Below are 14,782 nucleotides of genomic sequence, written 5' to 3'. Positions count from 1 at the left end.
CCGTACGGCCTTGATCGACTCGGTTTTCAGGAAGTCGGGGTGTCCGAGGGACTCCGACACCGCGTTCTCCTGAAAACCGAGTCGATCGCCGCGTTGGGCGCGGGCGCGGGGCGGGGACGTGGTGTCTCTCGCGCTCGCTATGGAGCTGATGTCGTAAAAGAATCAGTCGCCCGCGTGGGGCCGCCAGCAGCACGCGGTAACTCTCGTCCGCGCCACCCTGATCCGTGCCGCTAGTCCATCACTCTAGATCTTGGACAGTTTCCGTCCTCTCTCTGAACGGAAACTGTCCAAGATCTCGACGACCTCCGCGCTCCGGCGCGTTCCAGGCAGTCAACGAGCGTCAGCGCTTACGGGACTCCGCGACGAAGACCCCGCGCCCGGACGGCCAACGAACACACCCTCTTTCCGCAGCGCGCCTGACCTGCTGCGCGTCCGGATCTTCGCGCGTACCGCAGCTCGGGTGTCGGTCCGGCTCAGCGCGCGGGTCGAGCCGGGCGGGGTGACCGTCTCGGCGGAGGACCAGCAGGGCGTACGACATTGGGTCTTCTGTGATCGGCCACTGCCCGGCGGGGCGCGGTGCGCCCTGCCCACCGACCACCTGTCGCCCTGCGCCCGACGCGCATCCCGGCCCGGCGGTCGGTGACCTCAGCGCGCGCCCGGCCCTGACGGCATCGCTCAACGGGAGAAGCGGTCCACCAGAACCGCGAGCCGGCGGTCGTGGTCGGCGCGGCGGAGCCGGCCGCTGCGCATCAGCGTGACCAGCCCGTGCAGGCCGCTCCAGAACGTCTCGGTGACCGCCTCCAGGTCGTCGTTGCCGACAAATGGGCGCACCGTCTCGGCCAACTCGGCGAAGCCCCGGGCCAGGTCGGTCGGGACGTCCTGGCTGGCGAACGGCAGGTCCACGGCGAGGGTGAACATCGCGTCGTAGATCGCGGGCCGCTGCTCGGCGAAGGCGGCGTACGCCGCTGCGACGTCGGCGACCGCCTGACGGGAGTCGCCAGCCGACGCTCGGGCTGAGACGAGCGTGGCGGCCAGTTCGGCGAAGCCCTCGACGGCTACCGCCGCCATGATGGCGTCCTTGCCCTTGAAGTGGCTGTAGAGGACGGGCTGGCTGTACTCGATCTCGGCCGCCAGCCGCCGGGTGGTCACCGCGTCCCAGCCTTCCGCCAGGGCCAGGTCGCGGGCCGCGGTGATGATGGCCTGCTCCCGTTCGGCCCGTTCGCGCTCCCGGCGTCCCTGCGTCGACATGACGGCAACCCTAGCACTGCTAGGAGTTCTGCCGATGCTCTGCTAGCGTTGCTCCAGTATCTAGCAGCGCTAGGAAAGGGAGTTGAACTCATGCTGTCCTTCATCGCCTACGGGCTCGCCGTCGTACTCAGCCTCTTCGTCGCCTTCATCGGTGCGCGGTTCCTGCTGGTACCGCAGGCCGCCGCCGCCGGGTACGGCGTGCCGGCCCGTCCGGACGGCGACCCCGCCTACCTGACGGTCAAAGGGCTGAAGGACCTCACTTTCGGGCTGCTCGGCCTCGCCCTGATCGCCTTCACGACCGCCGACGCGGTCGCGTGGTTCATGCTGATCGTCGCGCTCGTCCCGCTGGGCGACACCCTCATCGTGCTGCGGATCGGCGGAACGAAGGCTGTGGCATTCGGCATCCACTTCGCCACAGCCGTCGTCGTCCTCTTGGACGCCGCCCTACTGTTCGCCCTGTGAGCGCTGGACGCGCTACGACGTCGGGGGTGGGCAGCGGTCGGGGAGGGTGACCTCTCCGGGGCGGTGGTCGAACGTGTCCATTGTGAACCATTCGTCCAGCTCCGGGTCGAAAAGGTTCTGCAGGCCGAACTGCAACACCTGCCACCAGCGGCTCGGGTCGTGCTGGTCGACGTAGATGTCGCCGAGCGCGATCGGGAACCGGAAGAACTCCCCTGGCACCGCGGAGCCGCCGACCACCCCGACCCGCCAGTGGTCGACATGTCGGTCCTTCTCACCCTGGAGGATCTCCGGCCCCACGTAGCGGGCGGTCTTCAGCTTGTCGTTGAAGATCTGCCGGTTGAAGAAACCCGGGACCTTGCTGCACGCGCGGGGCGGGAACAGCGGGATGTTCGGCCACTTGTAGGTGAGCGTGTAGAGCGTGTTCTCGTAGATCAGGTTCGTGAACCAGATCGGGTGGTCCGGGCCGCCGGCGATCATCTGGCTGTTGCCGTCGCGGCCCTGCCAGGAGAACGGCACGTCGATGCCGAGGTCCCGCACGACGTACCGGCCGGTGCCCTGGAAGTCGGCGGGGAGCAGCGGCGGGCGCGGCTCGCGCGGGTCGGGGGCCGTGGGCCCGTCGGCCTGGGCCGCACGGGGCATCGGCGCCGCCGCCGGGCCGGGCGCGACCACCCCGAGGGCGAACAGGCCGCCGGCCACCGCCGCGACCACAACCCGAGGTGTACGCCTCGAAGCCATCGACCCTCCGCCGGTGTGCACAGTGGCCGCGCCCGGACCATCGCGCGTGCCTTCGGCGAAGCGTATGAGCAGGAGAAATGTGAGAGCTGACGGAAGGCGGAGGCTCCACCGGTCGAGTGACTCGAGACGGCCTCAGAGGACGCGGGTGATGTGTTCCGAGGCGACGATCGAGTCCCGCCGCGCCGGGTCGAGGTTGGCGCTGATCACCACTGACGCGCCGGCCGAGAGCGGCGCGAGCAACCACTTCAGCGGCTGCTCGGTTTCGGCGGCGTCGACCAGCAGGCGGTCGCCGGCGCGCAGGTCCAGCATCGTGGCGAACTCCTGGGCGAGCGCACCCCACTGACCGTAGGTGGTGCCGTCGGCGGTCGCCGGGTCCGACGGGTGGATGGCTGTGTGGTCGGGCGTGCCGTCGCCGTGCCGGAGCACCTCGGCGGACCAGTCCAACCAGCCCAACGGCACGTCGTCCAGCCGCCCCGGACCGGTGCCGACGAGGTAGCGGTGCGGCGCGTCCGGCACGTCCTCCAGCCAGTCGTCCTGCCGCTCCGGCGTCACGAACACCGCATCGAACGGCCGGTCGCCGCCGGGTTCGAGGACCGCCAGGCCCGCGGTGGCGCGCGGTCGGAACGAGACTGCCAGGCCCGAGGCCCAAGCCCCCAACAACACAGCGGCGGTACGCCAGTGCGGCGGCAGCAGGACCGCTACGCGGCTGCCGGGGCCAAGGCCGCACCCGTCCCGCAGCAGGCCGGCGCTCCGGGCAGCCCACTGGCCGACCTGCTGCGCGGTCAGGTCGACGCGCTCGCCGGTCGCCTCGTCGCGGTAGCTGAGCAGCGGGCGCTCGGCCTCGACGGGCCGGGCCGCCAGGTCGGCCGTGTCGGTTGGCTGCATCTTCACGCTCCCCGGGTCGACGTCGGCATCACAGTACTCAACGACTTTGGTAGCGCCGGTCGTCGGCCGATGGCCGTATCGGGTGACCGGGTGGCACGGGCACCGTGCAGGTGACCCCCGAAGAGAACGCCGCCGAGGAGCGCCCATGCCGACCGGTTCCGACCCCGTCACGGGCGACCGCCCCGCCACCGACCGCCCCGCCGCCGACCGTCTCGTACCCGCCGACCGTCTGCCTCTCCGCCGGCGGCTCCTGCCGGTGATCGCGTTGCTGCTGCTCGCCCCGTGGGCGGCCGAGTGCTCGTGGGGTGGCTTCGCCATCGACGACTTCCTCCCGGTGCTGATCTTCCTCGGCCCGATGTACGGCGGTGCGGCGATCCTCATCCGGGAGACCGCCCGGCACCTCGGCGCGGGCTGGCCGACGATCGTGCTGCTCGCCGCCGCGTTCGGCGTACTCCAGGCCGGGCTGGTCGACCAGTCGTTGTTCAACCCCGACTACCTGAACGACACGCAGTACGCCGACACCCGCGCCGCCGCCGGGGCGTCGCTGGTGCCGGGGCTCGAATTCAGCCTCCGGCAGGCGTTCGACTACGTCGGCAACCACATCGTGCTGACGATCTGCGCGCCGATCGTGCTGATCGAGTCGTTCCTCGGTGCGGACCGCCGGCTGCGGCCGTGGCTGGGCCGCCCCGGCCTCCTCGTCGTCGGTCTGACCTACCTGCTCGGCAGTCTGTTCATCTTCTCGGACATCAACGGGGACAAAGGCTTCCTGGCCAGCCCGCTCCAACTGGCCTTCGCCGCCGTGGTGGTCGTCGCCCTGATCGCGGTCGCCCTGCTGCCCCGCTGGCGTCATCCCCGCCCGCGTCGGGCCCGTCGGGTGCCGCACCCGCTCTGGGTGGGTCTGCTGGTCGTCCTCGTCCGGTTCGGCGGCGACCTGACGCCCGGCTGGGCGGGAGTGACTGTGGCACTGATGCTGGCAGCCACCGCCGGGGCCCTGATCGCCTACTGGTCGTCGGGCAACGGTTGGGGGCAACGGCACGTGCTCGCGGCCGGGTCGGCGGGCCTGGTCATCGCCGCAGCGTTCGCGTACCTGGTGCCGCCCTACTCCCCGGCGAGCCCGGCGGCGGCCCTGGCCGGCGACGTCGCGGTCACAGTCCTCACGCTCGCCCTGGTCGGCGGCGCCTGGTGGCGGCTGCGCCGCGCTTCGCCGACTGTTCACGTCGGCGCAAGCTGACGCTCCCCAACGACTGTCAGCCTCCGTGCGGGTACGAACTGACGGAGGAAGTCTTGACACTCAGAAGAGCATTCACCGCGCTCACCGCCGCCGGTGTCGCCGCCGCCAGCCTGACCGGGGCCACCCCCGCGTCGGCCGGCGCGCACCACCACCCAGGCCCGTCGCTCGCCTTCGACCGGGTCGCCACGTACCCGGTGTTCCAGAACCGTCCGGCCGGTGAGGACCCGGCGACGGCGACGGTCGCCGAGATCTCGGCGGTCAGCGAGGACGGCCGCACCCTGATCCACACCGACGCCCTGGCCAAGCGGATCGGCTTCCTGGACATCTCCCGTGCCGACCGGCCGCGCGGCCTCGGCACGCTCTCCCTGGCCCAGCTCGGCGACGCCGAGGACGAGCCGACCTCCGTCGCCGTGGTCGGCAGGTACGTGCTGGTGGTGGTGAACACCAGCGCCAGCTTCACCGAACCGTCCGGTCGACTCGACGTGATCGAGCTGGCCAGTCGGGAGCGGGTGGCCAGCTTCGATCTCGGCGGTCAGCCCGACTCGATCGCGATCAGCAAGGACAAGCGGTACGCCGCGATCGCCATCGAGAACGAGCGCGACGAGGAGGCCACCCCGCCCGGTGGCGAGGAAGGCGACCTTCCCCAGGCACCCGCCGGTTTCGTGCAGATCGTCGACCTGGCCGGGAAGTCTGCGGCCGGTTGGCGGCTGCGCCCGGTCGCGCTGACCGGGGCCGACGGCACCGCGCTGCCCGCCCTGGCGCAGGCCGGTCTCGCCGCGCCGTCCGACCCCGAGCCGGAGTACGTCTCGATCAACAGCCGCAACCAGCTGGCCGTGACGCTTCAGGAGAACAACGGCGTCGCCCTGATCGACCTGCCCACCGGCCGGCTCACGAAGGTGTTCAGCGCCGGCACCGCCACCATCAGCGGCATCGACACCAAGAAGGACGGTGTCATCGACCTGACCGGCGGCATCACCGGCGTGCCCCGCGAGCCGGACGCGGTGGCCTGGGTCGACGATCGCTATCTCGCCACTGCCAACGAGGGCGACTGGCACGGCGGCACCCGTGGCTGGTCGGTCTTCGACAGCCGCAGCGGACGCGTCGCCTGGGACGCCGGCAACACCTTCGAGCGGCTCGCTGTCACGTACGGGCTGCACAACGAGGACCGGGCCGGCAAGAAGGGCACCGAGCCGGAGGGCGTGGCCGTCGCCGAGTACGACGGCGTCCGGTACGCCTTCGTCGGCTCGGAGCGGAGCAACTTCGTCGCCGTCTACGACCTGGGCGACCCCACCCGGCCGGTGTTCCGGCAGATCCTGCCGACCACGAACGGGCCGGAAGGGCTGCTGCCCATCCCGTCGCGCGGGCTGCTCGCGGTCTCCAGTGAGGAGGACGACGCCTCGGTCAACGTTCGAGCCTCGGTGTCACTCTTCCAGCTCGGCAAGGGCACTCCGGCGTTCCCGAGCATCGTCTCGGCCTCGGACACGTCGGGTGCCCCGATCGGTTGGGGCGCGCTCGGCGCGCTGAGCGCCGCCCCGGGCAAGCGGGACCAGCTCTACGGCGTCACCGATGCGGCGTACAGCCAGACCCGCATCCTCACCGTCGACGCGAAGCGGACGCCGGCCGTGATCACCGGTGCGCTGCCGGTGCGGGACGCGGCCGGCGCTCCGGTCGGGTACGACGCGGAGGGCATCTTCGCCCGCCCGCAGGGCGGCTTCTGGCTCGCCGTGGAGGGTGCCAAGGGCGCGGAGAACAAGCTGGTCCGGCTCGACGCGGCCGGGGTGACCCGGCAGACCGTCCCGCTGCCCGCCGAGGTCGCCGCCGGCCTCGGCAAGCAGGGCCTGGAGGGGGTGACCGCTATCACCGACCGGCAGGGCCGGGAGATCGTCTGGGTGGCCGTACAGCGGGAGTTGAGCACCGACCCGGCCGGCGTCGTCCGGCTCGGCCGGTACGACGTGGCGGCGGGCACCTGGAGTTGGTTCGGCTACCGATTGGGGGCCACCACGGTGCCCGGCGACTGGATGGGCCTCTCCGAGATCACAGTGGTCGGCGACCGGCTCGCGGTCATCGAACGGGACAAGCTGAACGGCCCGGCCGCCACTGTCAAGCGGATCTACACGGTGCCACTGCCCGGTGCGGCGGCGACCGGGCCGCTGACCGTCCTGCCGAAGACGCTCGCCGTCGACGTGCTGCCCGCGCTGCGCGCCACCAACGGGTGGACGCAGGAGAAGCTGGAGGGGCTGACAGTGGCCGGCAACGGCGAGGTGTACGCGATCACCGACAACGACGGGGTCCAGGACGCCACCGGCGAGACGATGCTCCTGCGCCTCGGCTCCAGCCGCAAGGTCTTCGGCCGCAACTGACCTGTGCAGCCGACCCGGCCCGGCGTCCGCAAGCGTGGACGCCGGGCCGGGCGCTTCCTACCGTCGGCGCTCGTCAGCGAGTGGGCAGTTCCGGCCCGCCGTCGAGCAGGGGGCCGAGCAGGTCGTCGTACTCCTCGACGCGGGCCAGGACCTCGGCGGCGGTGAACTGGCGGACGGCCGGCTTCCGGCCGCGAGCGCCGGCCTCCACCTCGTCCCAGGTCAGCGGCGTCGACACCGACGGCACCGACTGGGCCCGCAGCGAGTACGGCGCCACTGTGGTCTTCGCCGCGTTGTTCTGGCTCCAGTCGATGAAGACCTTGCCCGGTCGCAGGTTCTTCGCCATCTTCGACACGATCAGCTTCGGGTGGGCCTTCTCCAACTCCTGGGCGATCCGCCGGGCGTAGTCGGAGACGAGGTCGGACGACTGGGTGCCGGCGATCGGGCAGCAGAGCTGCATGCCCTTCTTGCCGGACGTCTTCGGGTACGACTCGATGCCGTCGTCGGCGAGGCGGTCGCGCATCAGCACCGCCACCGGGCAACACTCGGCCAGCCCGGCCGGGGGGCCCGGGTCCAGGTCGACGACCATCATGTCCGGGTGCTCGCCCACCTTCCACTGCGGTGTGTGCAGCTCCAGGGCGGCCAGGTTGGCCAGCCAGACCAGGGTGGGAAGGTCGTCGGCGACCACGTAGTCGATGGTTTCCCGGCCCTTCGTCGACCCGGGCGCCGGCAGGTTCTCCACCCGCACCCATTCCGGGGTCGCGGCTGGCGTGTTCTTCTCGAAGAACGACTTGTCGTCCACCCCGTTGGGGAAGCGGATCCGGGTGACCGGTCGGTCCCGCAGGTGCGGCAGCAGCACCGGCGAGATCCGGGTGTAGTAGTCGATCACCTCACCCTTGGTGAACCCGGCCGCCGGGTAGAGCACCTTGTCCAGGTTGGACAGCTCCAGCGCACGGCCCTCGACGTCCACCCGTAGCCGGTCAGCCGGCATCGTCGACCTCCTCCGGAGGTTTGTCCGGGCGCAACCGCAGCACCCGGGGGAAGCGCAGCCGGCCGTCGGGGGTGCGCTGGCCGTACTTCACCTCCACCACCACCCGGGGTTCTACCCAGATGGCGCCTCGCGCATCCTCGCGCGGCACCCCCGGCGCGAACGGTGACACGCCGGAGCGCAGCGGCTCCAGCTCGGCGAGGAGCTGCCGCTCGATGGCCGCGCCGATCCCGCCGCCGACGCGACCCCGGTAGATCAGTCGGCCATCCGGGCCGGGCACCCCGACCAGCAGCCCGCCGATCCGGCGAGCGCCCGGTCGCCAACCGCCGATGACGAAGTCGCCGGTCACCTCCAGCTTGACCTTCACCCAGTCCGGCGAGCGCACCCCCGGGCGGTAGACGGCCCCGGAGCGCTTGGCCATCACACCCTCCAGGCCGTGCTCCCCGGCCGCCTCGTAGGTCGCCGGCCCGTCGCTGAACGTCGGTGGCACCGCCCACCGGAGGCCACCGAGCGCCAGCGCGTCCAACGCCTCCCGGCGGCGCTCGTACGGCCAGCCGGTCAGGTCGTCGCCGTTCAGCCGGAGCAGGTCGAAGATCATGTACGTCACCGGCATGACCGCTGCCAACCGGGCCGCCCTGGCCCGGTCCCGGACGTGCATCCGCTCGGCCAACGCGGTGAACGACGGCTGCCCACCCTGGCCGAGCAGCACCACCTCACCGTCGAGCAGCGCGTCGTCGACCTGCTCGGGCAGGGTTGCCAACTCCGGGTACGCGGCGGTGATCTCCACGCCGGAACGGGCATACAGGTGTTGACCACCACCTGAGATGTCGGCCAGGGCGCGGACGCCGTCCCACTTGAACTCGTACGCCCAGCCGTCGCCGGCCGGGAGCGGCCCGGTCATCGCGAGCATCGGCTTGAGCGGCGCTCCGGGCACGACCCGAATTGTAGTAGCGGGCCGAACACCTCGCGTCCGGTTCCTTCGGATGCGAGCATGGTCGATACCGGGGAAGGGAGCGCAGGATGCGTGCCATCTGGAAGGGAGCCGTGTCGTTCGGGCTCGTCTCGATCGGGGTGAAGCTCTACTCCGCGACCGAGGAGAAGGACATTCGGTTCCACCAGGTGCACCGCGAGGACGGCGGCCGGATCCGCTACAAGCGCACCTGCTCGGTCTGCGGCGAAGAGGTCACCTACGACGACATCGCCAAGGGCTACGACATCGGCGGTGGCGAGATGGTGATCCTCACCGACGAGGACTTCGCCGACCTGCCGCTGACCAGCTCCCGTGCCATCGACGTGCTGGAGTTCGTGCCGGCCGAGCAGGTCGACCCGATCCTCTACAACAAGGCGTACTTCCTCGAGCCGGACGGCGCCGCTACCAAGCCGTACGTGCTGCTGCGCGACGCGCTCATCGACTCGGAGCGGGTGGCCATCGTCAAGGTGGCGCTGCGCCAGCGGGAGCAGTTGGCCACGCTGCGGGTCCGTGAGGGTGTGCTGCTGCTCAACACCATGCTCTGGCCGGACGAGATCCGTACCCCGGACTTCGGTTTCCTCGACGAGGACCTCAAGGTGCGCCCCCCGGAGCTGGCCATGGCCAGCTCGCTGATCGACTCGATGACCGGCGAGTTCGAGCCGGACGTCTTCACCGACGACTACCGGGCCGCGTTGCAGGAGGTCATCGACGCCAAGGTGGAGGGTCGGGAGGTCGTCCAGCCGGAGGAGGTCGAGGAGGCCCCGGCCGCGGCGGTGGACCTGATGGCGGCGTTGAAGGCCTCGGTGGAGCGCGCCAAGGCGGCTCGCGGCGAGCAGCCCGCCGGCGGAGGTGGTGGCGGGGGTGAGCCGACGCCCATCTCGTCGGCCCGGTCGGCGCAGAAGGCAGCCGAGAAGAAGGCGGCCAAGGCTCCCGCGAAGAAGACAGCGGCGAAGAAGACGGCCGAGAAGAAGGCGGCGGAGCCGGCGAAGAAGACCGCCACCAAGAAGACCGCCGCGAAGAAGGCGGAGCCGGCGAAGAAGACCGCCGCACGCAAGACCGCACCCCGCAAGAGCGCCTGACCGTACGGCAGCGGCGGCGGTGTCCGCCTCGCCGGGTACGCTCCGCCGGCCGCTGGCGACCGGAGGAGCCCCCATGCCGTACACCCCTGATCTGGACCGGTTACTGACGCCCGGCGCCCGCTTCACCGACCAGCACGGCGGATACCTGATCGAGGTGCACCCGGTGGGCGACATCGTGTTGCCGACCGGCCGTGTGGTCGGGTGTGACCCGCTGGTCTGCCCGGAGGCGGAGCCGTTCACCGTGACAGTGCCGCCGGGGCGGCATCCCGCCCGTGCCTGGGTGGCTGTGGTGCTCCGGGAGGACGCCGAGGTGGACCGGCGGGTCGCGGCGCTGGAACTGGTCGTCTCAGCCGAGCCGACGATCCGCTGGGAGCCGGCCGTCGCGGGTGACCAGAACGTCGCCACGCTCGGTGCTGACGACTACTTCGGCTACGGGGTGGATGCCGGCGTCGGCACCCTCGCCGACCCGACCGCCCTCGCCGTCCTGGAGGGCTGGGACGAGGACCTGGTCGAGGAGGTCTTCATCCCGGCCGAGCTGCCCTCGTCCCCGGTTCCAGGGCTGATCACCGCCGTTTTGGACGAGGCCAGCGGTGCCAACGTCGTCACAGTGGCCACCGGTTGGGGCGACGGCTGCTACGGCACCTGGATCGGCCGTGCCGCCGACGGGCGGGTCACCTCGTTCGTGACCGACTTCATGGTCGTCCCGGAATAACCGCCCGGGAAAGACCCGGAACTGTCGCGCTGGGCGATCCGAGGCGTCCGCGGCGGGCACGGTGGGCCGCTGTGCGGGTACCGTGTGCGTCGGCTTTCCCCCCGGCACCGGGTGCCGGCCACACTTCGCAGCAGGGAGTCGACGACGTGAGCGAGCGGACGCAGCAGACGGGCCCGGACCAGAGCCCGGCAACCAAGTCGGGGCGCCGCCTGGCCGCCCAGTTGGCGGAGAAGAAGGCCGCCGACCGGAGGCGGAAGATCAACGCCGGGCTCAGTAGCCTCGCCGCCCTCGCCGTGGCCGCGACGCTGATCGGCGTCTTCGTGGCGATCGGCGGGGGCGACGACAAGCCCAAGAACCAGGCCGACGCGACCCCGTCCGCTTCCGCCCCGGCCCCCGACGAGGCCGGAGCGCCCCCCGCACCGCAGCTGCCCGAGGGCTCCGACCCGGCGCTGGGCACCAAGCCGACCGTGACGCCGGGCACGGGTGACCTGAAGAAGCTCGTGGTCACCCCGCTGATCAAGGGCAAGGGCCCGGCCGTGCAGAAGGGCCAGAACATCACCACCAACTACGTGGGGGTGTTCTTCAAGGACGGCAAGGAGTTCGACTCCTCGTGGAAGGCCGGGCAGCCGGCCACCTTCCCGATCGGCGTCGGCCAGGTCATCCCGGGCTGGGACCAGGGCCTGGTCGGGGTGACAGTGGGCAGCCGGGTGCAGCTCGACATCCCGGGTGAGCTGGCGTACGGCAACGACGAGGCCAACGCCGGTGGACGTCCGACCGGTCCGCTGCGCTTCGTGGTGGACGTGCTCGCCGCCCAGTGACCTGCCCGGATCGTCCTGGTTGTCGCCGGGACGGGATGGAGTTGTTCACATGGGGCTTCCGGCCCGTCACCCAGCGGCAGTAGGTTCGGCGTCACCCCGGGCGGTTCGCCGCCCGGGGTGAGCATCCGGAACGCGACGCGGAGGTGCGTGTGACTGCGCTGGACGAGCCTGGGCGGACCGCCCGGTTGATGTGGGCGTACTTCGAGCCGGTCCACGCTGTCACCTACCTTCACCCCCGGGCGCGTGCCGCGTACGAGGCGGTCGGGTTGCGCGGCTACTGGCGCGGTTACTTCGCCGGCCGGGCCGCGCCGCTGGGAGCCGCCGAGGCGGCCCCGGTGATCGCCGCCTTCTTCAACTTCGCGCCGCCGATGGTGACCCGCGCACTGCCTGCGGTGTGGCGGTTGGCCACTCCCCAGGAGGCGCTGCGTGCCCGCCTGACCGGTGCGGTGCAGGCGCTCGCCGAGTTGACCTACGAGCTTCCTGAGTCGCACCTCGTGGAGGCCGCCGACCTGTTGGAACGGGCCGCAACGGCGGCGCAGACCGCCGGCCGGGTGCTCGGCGCGGCGAACGCGGCTCTCCCGGCCGGTGAGTACCCGTTGGCGCGGCTCTGGCAGGCCGCCACCACGCTGCGGGAGCACCGGGGGGACGGGCACGTGGCGGCGCTCGTGGCCGCCGGCCTGGACCCGGTGGAGACGCTGACCGCGCGGGTCGCGCTGGACGGCTCGCCACCGCAGTACCTGCTGGGCCGGGGCTGGTCCGAGGAGCAGTGGCAGGCCGCCCGCGAGCGGCTCACCGAGCGGGGTTGGCTCACCGGTGACGGCGCGGCCACCGACCACGCCCGGGCCGAGTTCCAGGCCATCGAGGACGCCACCGACCTGGCCGCCGCGCACCCCTGGCAGGCGCTCGGCACCGACGACACGGACCGGCTCCGGGAGCTGCTGGAGCCGATCGCCCGGTCCGGCCACACCCTGCTCCCCGAGGGCAGCCCGCTCGGTCTGCCCGCGTTGCCCGGCTGACCGGGCACCCACCGGTCGGGCAGGATGGGCCCGTGACTGATGCTGTGGTCTTCGACCTGGACGGCGTGATCGTGGATTCCGAGCCGGTGTGGGAGGAGGTCCGGCGGGCGTACGTGGCGGCGCACGGCGGGACGTGGCAGCCCGACACGCAACGCCGACTGATGGGGATGAGCACCGGCGAGTGGGCGCACTACCTCAGCGGAGAGCTGGACGTCGACCGCACCGCCGAGCAGGTCGCCGTCGAGGTGGTCGAGGAGATGGCCCGACGCTACCGGGACCACGTACCCCTGATCGACGGCGCCGACCAGGTCGTTCGCGGGCTGGCCGCGCGGTGGCCGCTCGGGTTGGCCAGTTCGTCGCCGACCCGGCTGATCGAGGCGGCGCTGGCGGCGACCGGCCTGACCGACGCGTTCGGCGCGACCCTCTCCACCGAGCAGACCGAGCGGGGCAAGCCCGCACCGGACGTGTACCTGAGCGTGGCGCAGCGCCTCGGCGTCGACCCGACCCGGTGTGTGGCCGTGGAGGACTCGTCCAACGGGGTGCGTTCCGCCGCGGCGGCGGGGATGCGGGTGGTGGCGGTGCCGCACGGCTCGTACCCGCTCGATCCGGACGCCGCCGCGCTGGCCGTGGTGACGCTGAACGCGATCGGTGAGCTGACCCCGGAGCTGGTGGACGAGCTGGGTTGACAGGGGTCGAGCCGGGTAGAGACCACGGATGAAGGCCATCGTGTACGAGCGCAACGGCGACCCTTCGGTGCTCGACCTGGTCGACCGCCCGGTGCCCGAGCCGGGGGCGGGCGAGGTCCTGGTGCGGATGGCGGTCTCCGGGGTGAACCCGACCGACTGGAAGTCCCGCCGCAACAGCCCGCCGAACGGGTGGCAGATCCCCGGGCAGGACGGCGCGGGGTTGGTCGAGGCGGTCGGCGACGGGGTCGACCCCGACCTGATCGGTGAGCGGGTGTGGGTCTGGGAGGCCGCCTGGCAGCGACAGTGGGGCACGACGGCGGAGTACACGCTGGTGCCGGTCCGGCAGGCGGTACGCCTCGGTGCCGCTCCGTTCGAGCTGGGCGCGGCCCTCGGCATTCCGTTCCTCACCGCGCACCGCTGTCTGACGGCTGGCGAGTTCATGCCGGACACGCTGCGGGCGGGCGCGCTGGCGGATCACACGGTGCTGGTGCAGGGCGGCGCGGGCGCGGTCGGCAACGCCGCGATCCAGCTCGCCCGCTGGGCCGACGCCACTGTGATCGCCACTGTGAGCAGCGCGGAGAAGGCCCAGCTCGCAGCCTCGGCCGGCGCATCCTTCGTGATCAACTATCGGGAGCAGGACGTGGTCGAGGAGGTCCACAAGATCGCTCCCGACGGGGTCCACACGATCGTGGAGGTTGCCCCCGCCCGCAACGCCTCGGTCGACGCACGGGTGCTGCGGCACGGCGGCGCGGTCTGCATGTACGCCGACAACGGCGGGGACGAGGTGAGCATCCCGATCCGGGCGATGATGGCGCCGAACGCCCGCTGGCAGTTCGTCCTGGTCTACACCGAGCCGAAGGCGGCCAAGGCGCAGGGCGTGAAGGACGTGGCGGCGGCGGCCAGCCAGGGTGGCATCCGGGTCGGCGCGGACGCCGGCCTGCCGTTGCACTACTACCCGCTGGCGGAGGCGGCCGCGGCGCACCAGGCGGTGGAGGACTCGACGGTGGGCAAGGTGCTCATCACCACCAGCGACGCCTGATCGGGTCGCCGACCACCCGATTTTCTCGTCAGCAGGACAGAAGCGAACAAGTTTCGCAACAATGACGGTGCGGGTTACCCCGCGTGGAGCGGGCGGCCCCGGCGCGGTGCGAACGCCGGGGCCGCCCCTGGGGAGGGTTCAGGAGTACTCCCGCCCCAACAGGCGACAGTGCCGGGGAAAACGTTACGGGGCTGTCAGCTCCCGGACAGTCAGCTCGCCTTCGGCGTACCGCGAACGGACGACCTTCTTGTCGAACTTGCCCACGCTGGTCTTCGGCACCGTGTCGATGAACGCCCAGCGCTCGGGCAACTGCCAGCGCGCCACCGACCCGGCCAGGAAGTCCCGCAACTCCTCGGCGGTCACCGAAGCGCCCTCCCGGACCACGACGGTGGCCAGCGGACGTTCGTCCCATCGCTCGTCCGGGACCCCCACCACGCACGCCTCCAGCACCGCCGGGTGGGCCATCAAGGCGTTCTCCAACTCCACCGACGAGATCCACTCGCCGCCGGACTTGATCACGTCCTTGGCGCGGTCGGTCAGGTTGATGTACCCGTCC

General features: G+C 71.6%; 15 protein-coding genes and 1 pseudogene. 10 read left to right on the top strand and 6 right to left on the bottom strand.

The features are described from left to right. Positions 1 to 421: 421 nt before the first annotated feature. Positions 422 to 643, top strand: a complete 222-nt coding sequence (locus ABZ749_RS00290) for a hypothetical protein (RefSeq protein WP_357221137.1) — start codon at positions 422 to 424, stop codon at positions 641 to 643. Between the two features lie 32 nt (positions 644 to 675). On the opposite strand, the gene ABZ749_RS00285 is transcribed toward ABZ749_RS00290, so the two are convergent. Continuing rightward, on the bottom strand, positions 676 to 1,248 hold the full coding sequence (locus ABZ749_RS00285; protein ID WP_357221067.1) for a TetR/AcrR family transcriptional regulator: 573 nt from the start codon (positions 1,246 to 1,248) through the stop codon (positions 676 to 678). 90 nt (positions 1,249 to 1,338) lie between these two features. Between ABZ749_RS00285 and ABZ749_RS00280 the strand changes: the two genes are divergently transcribed. Next, positions 1,339 to 1,710, top strand: coding sequence for a DUF4267 domain-containing protein (locus tag ABZ749_RS00280; protein WP_357221064.1), 372 nt, complete (start codon positions 1,339 to 1,341; stop codon positions 1,708 to 1,710). A gap of 12 nt (positions 1,711 to 1,722) precedes the next feature. Here the strand turns inward: ABZ749_RS00280 and ABZ749_RS00275 are convergent, their stop codons facing one another. Continuing rightward, a complete protein-coding gene (locus tag ABZ749_RS00275; RefSeq protein ID WP_357203773.1) occupies positions 1,723 to 2,445 on the bottom strand; it encodes a hypothetical protein in 723 nt (240 codons plus the stop codon). A 132-nt stretch (positions 2,446 to 2,577) separates the two neighbouring features. Then, positions 2,578 to 3,330, bottom strand: coding sequence for a TIGR03089 family protein (locus ABZ749_RS00270; protein WP_357221061.1), 753 nt, complete (start codon positions 3,328 to 3,330; stop codon positions 2,578 to 2,580). Positions 3,331 to 3,475: 145 nt separating this feature from the next. On the opposite strand from ABZ749_RS00270, the gene ABZ749_RS00265 reads away from it, so the two are divergent. After that, positions 3,476 to 4,561, top strand: coding sequence for a hypothetical protein (locus ABZ749_RS00265; RefSeq protein ID WP_357221059.1), 1,086 nt, complete (start codon positions 3,476 to 3,478; stop codon positions 4,559 to 4,561). A 53-nt stretch (positions 4,562 to 4,614) separates the two neighbouring features. After that, on the top strand, positions 4,615 to 6,921 hold the full coding sequence (locus ABZ749_RS00260; protein WP_357221056.1) for an esterase-like activity of phytase family protein: 2,307 nt from the start codon (positions 4,615 to 4,617) through the stop codon (positions 6,919 to 6,921). Positions 6,922 to 6,994: 73 nt separating this feature from the next. On the opposite strand, the gene ligD (ABZ749_RS00255) is transcribed toward ABZ749_RS00260, so the two are convergent. Continuing rightward, positions 6,995 to 7,909, bottom strand: coding sequence for a non-homologous end-joining DNA ligase (gene ligD, locus ABZ749_RS00255; RefSeq protein ID WP_357221053.1), 915 nt, complete (start codon positions 7,907 to 7,909; stop codon positions 6,995 to 6,997). Then, positions 7,899 to 8,840 (bottom strand): non-homologous end-joining DNA ligase, encoded by a 942-nt coding sequence (gene ligD / locus ABZ749_RS00250; protein WP_357221050.1) that lies wholly within the window; start codon positions 8,838 to 8,840, stop codon positions 7,899 to 7,901. Before ligD (ABZ749_RS00250) ends, ligD (ABZ749_RS00255) begins: the two co-directional genes overlap by 11 nt. 86 nt (positions 8,841 to 8,926) lie before the next feature. Between ligD (ABZ749_RS00250) and ABZ749_RS00245 the strand changes: the two genes are divergently transcribed. The 6 genes from ABZ749_RS00245 to ABZ749_RS00220 all read left to right on the top strand — a co-directional run bounded on the left by ABZ749_RS00245 (position 8,927) and on the right by ABZ749_RS00220 (position 14,226). Further along, positions 8,927 to 9,955, top strand: coding sequence for a Ku protein (locus ABZ749_RS00245; RefSeq protein WP_357221047.1), 1,029 nt, complete (start codon positions 8,927 to 8,929; stop codon positions 9,953 to 9,955). Between the two features lie 73 nt (positions 9,956 to 10,028). Then, entirely contained in the window at positions 10,029 to 10,667 is a 639-nt protein-coding gene (locus ABZ749_RS00240; RefSeq protein WP_357221044.1) for a DUF4241 domain-containing protein, read from the top strand. Between the two features lie 146 nt (positions 10,668 to 10,813). After that, positions 10,814 to 11,485 (top strand): FKBP-type peptidyl-prolyl cis-trans isomerase, encoded by a 672-nt coding sequence (locus tag ABZ749_RS00235; RefSeq protein WP_357221041.1) that lies wholly within the window; start codon positions 10,814 to 10,816, stop codon positions 11,483 to 11,485. A gap of 188 nt (positions 11,486 to 11,673) precedes the next feature. Next, positions 11,674 to 12,501 (top strand): hypothetical protein, encoded by an 828-nt coding sequence (locus ABZ749_RS00230; protein WP_357221135.1) that lies wholly within the window; start codon positions 11,674 to 11,676, stop codon positions 12,499 to 12,501. A gap of 32 nt (positions 12,502 to 12,533) precedes the next feature. Continuing rightward, positions 12,534 to 13,187, top strand: a complete 654-nt coding sequence (locus ABZ749_RS00225) for an HAD family phosphatase (RefSeq protein WP_357221038.1) — start codon at positions 12,534 to 12,536, stop codon at positions 13,185 to 13,187. Between the two features lie 28 nt (positions 13,188 to 13,215). Beyond that, on the top strand, positions 13,216 to 14,226 hold the full coding sequence (locus ABZ749_RS00220; protein ID WP_357203791.1) for an NADPH:quinone reductase: 1,011 nt from the start codon (positions 13,216 to 13,218) through the stop codon (positions 14,224 to 14,226). Positions 14,227 to 14,409: 183 nt separating this feature from the next. Here ABZ749_RS00220 and ABZ749_RS00215 read toward each other — a convergent pair. Beyond that, positions 14,410 to 14,782: pseudogene (locus ABZ749_RS00215) on the bottom strand (fatty acid--CoA ligase); the annotation flags it as partial.

It is taken from the genome of Micromonospora sp. NPDC047753, from assembly GCF_040642735.1.
Taxonomy (GTDB): domain Bacteria; phylum Actinomycetota; class Actinomycetes; order Mycobacteriales; family Micromonosporaceae; genus Micromonospora.
Note: the sequence above shows the minus strand (reverse complement) of the source record. Positions and strands in the feature narration are given on the sequence as shown.